At 63.3% G+C, this 4,249-nt stretch carries 3 protein-coding genes; all 3 read right to left on the reverse strand.

Annotated features, from left to right (window positions below; all coding sequences use genetic code 11):
• On the reverse strand, positions 1–350 hold a 350-nt coding region (locus ENZ74_RS23730; protein WP_245470995.1), incomplete at its 3' end, for an HAD-IIB family hydrolase.
• Between the two features lie 53 nt (positions 351–403).
• Positions 404–2,185: a trehalose-6-phosphate synthase gene (locus ENZ74_RS23735; protein WP_127313025.1), complete on the reverse strand. Its 1,782-nt coding sequence runs from the start codon at positions 2,183–2,185 to the stop codon at positions 404–406.
• Between the two features lie 142 nt (positions 2,186–2,327).
• The coding region (locus ENZ74_RS23740; protein WP_127313026.1) for an amylo-alpha-1,6-glucosidase at positions 2,328–4,249 on the reverse strand (1,922 nt) is incomplete at its 5' end.

Raw genomic sequence — 4,249 nt, forward strand, 5'->3', positions numbered from 1 at the left:
ATATAGGCGCCACGACCGAGCTCGGCCTCGATCTCGTCGGCAAGCGCAGAAATATCCGCCGGCTCATCCGCGACTTCGACGTCGTCGTTCGGTAGGAGCCGATGTTCCAGGCCATAGAGCCCGGCGGCGCGCAGCTTCAAAGGCTGAAACAGATGATCGACAGCCGCGACGGAACGGCCTGTTATGAAGGCCAATGCCCCGTTCAGCTTGCGATCCAGGCCTTGCAGCAAGGAGCGGAGCTCGTCGCTGACCGAGACGGCGTCCGGGTGTTCGGCATGTTCCAGCAGGGTGCCGTCGATGTCGAGGAACAACGCCCATTCGCCGGTCAGCACAGTGTGCGGTTTCTCCATGACGGCCTGCGGCTTGTGCAGGGTCTCGCCAACAATATTTTGCAGCGCATCGCTCATGACATCGCCACCCGTCTGCGCTCAAAAATGGAGACGACATTGTCGACGCTGGGCGGCGGGTCGCTGACGGCACCGGTCACCCGATCGAGGTCCCCGCGCTTGCGCAAACGTGCCGCATCCAGAAGCATGCTGCCGGCCCAGCGATAGACATTGTTGTTGCGGATTGTCTCGCGCATGGGGCGCATGCGCTCGCGCTGTTCTTCGGGCGACATGGTCAGTGCCTGCAACAGCGCTCCGCTCATCATGGCGGCATCGTAAGGGTTGACGATAAGCGCCTCCAGCAATTCACGCGAGGCGCCGGCGAATGTGCTGAGCATCAAAACGCCCTGCTCGTCGTCGCGCGCGGCGACGAATTCCTTTGCGACGAGGTTCATGCCGTCATGCAGGCTGGTGACCATGCATATGTCGGCGGCCCGATAGATCTCGTAGACCTGTTCTTGCGAGTGATGTTCGGCCACCATGATCACCGGCCTGTAGCCCTCGCTGCCATAACGCCGGTTGAGCTCTTCGGCATAACGGTGGCACTCGTCATGGAGCAGCTTGTAGGCAGGCAGCGTGCCGCGGCTGGGTGCCGCGATCTGCAGGAAGACCAGTTTTCCGATCCACTCAGGCTGTCGCTTGAACAATTCGTTCAAAGCGTGAAACCGATCGAGAATGCCCTTGGTATAATCGAGGCGCTCGACCCCGACGGCCAGCTTCACATCCGCTTTAAGGCCGAACCTCTCGCGCATGCGAGCGCGGCAATCGTCGACAGCGGGAAGTTTCGCCAGCAGGTCCGCCGGCCATTCTATCGAGATCGGATAGGCGTGCACCAATGTGGTCCGTCCGCCGTAGGAGATGGCCGCATCGGCCCGCTCGATGCGGCTTTCCAGGAAGCGATCGACGCTTTCGGTGAAATTGTTGGCATGGAACTGAGTGTGGAAGCCGATGATCGAGCTGCCGAGCAGGCCTTCGAGGATGCGTTCACGCCATGGGCAGATGCTGTACACTTCCGAATTTGGCCACGGGATGTGCCAGAAAGTGATGACGATCGCCTCCGGCAAGCGCTCGCGGATCATGCGCGGCAGCAGCGCGAAATGGTAATCCTGGACCAGCACGATCGGCCGCTCGTTGCGCGCCTCGGCAACCACCGTATCGGCAAACTTCCGGTTGACGGCTTCATAGGCAGCCCAGTCGGAGGCACGAAAAATCGGCCGGGTGAAGGCGATATGGCAAAGCGGCCAAAGGCCCTCATTGGCGAAACCGAGATAATAGCCCTGATGCTCTTCCTCCGTCAGCCAGACCCGGCGCAGCGTGTAGGACGGGTTGCCAGGCGGCACCTGCACGCGATCGTGGTCGTCGACGGTAAGGCGGTCCGCCGTTCCGCCGCCATAGGCGATCCAGGTGCCCGCACAGGCGCGGGTAATGGGCTCGAGCGCCGACACCAGCCCGCTGGCCGGGACGAGCAACTCGACGCCGTCGTCCTTCACATTGTGGATGTACGGCTCGCGATTGGACACCACGATAACCTGCGCATCGGGCAGATCGTCGGCCAGGATCTTGCGCAATGTTTCTGGCGACGAGGTCACCAGCGCGGCATCGGCCGATTGGCCGTTCTTTTCGAACTCCCGTATCACCTTGCGCGCGGCCTCCGCCGCCACATCTTCGCCTGCCGTATGTGGGACGGCAGGAGGATGACGGCGACGGTGCCGCGATATGGAGAGGAATACGGCAAGAGCGGAAAAACCGAGGCTCGCGAAAATCAGAACCCAGAGCAGGTCCGCACCGTAGTTTGTCATTGAACGTCAACTCACCCCGGCCGTCGGCGACCGTTTGTTCGTGTTTCCCGTTTGAAACGGTCCGCCGGCCACGTGGTCGGCGTTCGGACCAGTGTTTTTGCAACGCACAAGGCCTGGATCGGTTCCGCCAATTTTGTTCGGATCATGTTCTTACTATGAGCGGCACCAGCCCTTCATGGCGGTCGGCCAGGAAAGCGACGACCCGGTCGCCGACGCGCTGGAAGGTGAGATCGACGACCCGGTCGCCGACGCCCAGGTGCCGCAGTGTCAGCGTGTCGATGCCGATCGGCAGCCTGGGGCGGCCGACGCGAATCTCACCCTCCCAGCCGTCGATCTCCAGGCCAAGACAGGCCTGCATCAACATGAAAGCGGAGCCCGCCGACCACGCTTGCGGCAGGCAGGCGACGGGATAGGCGATGGGTGCTTCGCCCGGCGCACGTGTAAAACCGCAGAACAGTTCGGGCAGCCGCATGTTGAAATGGACCGCGGATTCGAACGTGCCGCTCATCAGGCGAACCACGCTTTCGCGCTCGCCATAGCGCGCCAGCCCGGCACCGCAAAGGGCGGTATCGTGCGGCCAGATCGAGCCATTGTGGTACGACATCGGATTGAAGAACACGGCATCGTCGGCGAGCGTCCGCAGTCCCCAGCCCGAATGGAAGGAGGCGGAAAGCAGCTGGTCAGCCACCATCTGGGCCCGCGCCGGCTCAGGCAATCCGACAAAGAGCAGATGCCCCGCATTCGAGGTCCGCACCTTGCAGGGCTCGCCGGCACCGTCGATTGCCAGCGCATAGAAGCCGAGATCGTCAAGCCAGAAATCCCGTTCCACGGCAACCCGCATCGCTTCGGCGCGATCATCCCAGTGGTCGGCCCTGTCGTTCTCGCCCCGGCGACGGGCAAGTGCCGCCAGCCCCCGGAAGGCGGCAAAGACGTAGCCCTGCACTTCGACAAGGGCGATCGGGCCCTTGGGAATGCGGCCATCGGCATGGAAGACCGAATCGAAACTGTCCTTCCATCCCTGGTTGGCGAGGCCGGACTCGGCCGCTCGCTGGTAAGTCACGAATCCGGTTTCCCGGCCCGCCTCCTCCGTCCATTCGGCCGCGGCGCACAGCGACGGCCACAGGCCGTCGATGAACGCCATGTCACCGGTACGATCGGCGTAGGCACAGGCAAGGTAGATGTAGAGCGGTGTCGTATCGACGCCACCGTAGTAGCGGCCAAAGGGAAGCTCCCGCAGCGCCACCATTTCGCCCTTGCGGGTCTCGTGCATGATCTTGCCCGGCTGCGAATCGCTGAACGGCGATGTCTCGGTCGCCTGATGCTGGGCCAGAAAGGCCAGCACGCCCCGCGCCAGGCCCGGATTGAGCCACAGCATCTGCAGCGCCGAGATGACGCCGTCGCGGCCGAACGCCGTCGAGAACCAGGGGATGCCGGCATAGGGATAGGGGCCGGTCGCCAGCTCGGTGGTCAGCAGCGCGACATCGGCGCGAGCGCGCTCGACCCAGTCGTTGAAGACACGGCCCGAGCTGCGCACCGTCGCGCCATGGCGACGTTTGGCCCGCATGCCAAAGCGGGCGCGGGCGGCAGCGGCGCGGAACCGGTCGCGGTCGGGCTTGTCGGCCACCTCGGGACCGACCTCGACATAAAGCACCTTCCTGCTGCGCTTGGTCACGGCGATCAGGAAATCGGCACGGTTGGCACTCAGTTGGTCCGGCGCCTGCGAGAACGATATCGCCGAGAGGCGGGCCAGGCCATCGAGCCCATCATAGCGCAGCAGGACCGACGTCGCGTTTGTTTCGGCGGCATGGGCCAGCCCGCGCTTCGGCCGTGTCGAGCCACGCACTTCGAACATGTCGCGGAAATCGGCGGAATAGTGCAGGGAAACGCTGATCGTCGAGTGTTCCCGGCTGTAATTGGAAAGGGTGATGCGTTCAAACAGCCTGTCCTGCCAAAGCAGTCTGACGCGTTCGATGTGAATGGCTCCCTGCGGGATGTCGCGTCCACCGGCGCTCTGTATCGGCAGATTGGTCAAATTGGTGGTGAACAGCACATTGTCCTGGCTGA

It is taken from the genome of Mesorhizobium sp. M7A.F.Ca.CA.002.15.2.1, assembly GCF_003998715.1.
GTDB classification, from domain to species: domain Bacteria; phylum Pseudomonadota; class Alphaproteobacteria; order Rhizobiales; family Rhizobiaceae; genus Mesorhizobium; species Mesorhizobium ciceri.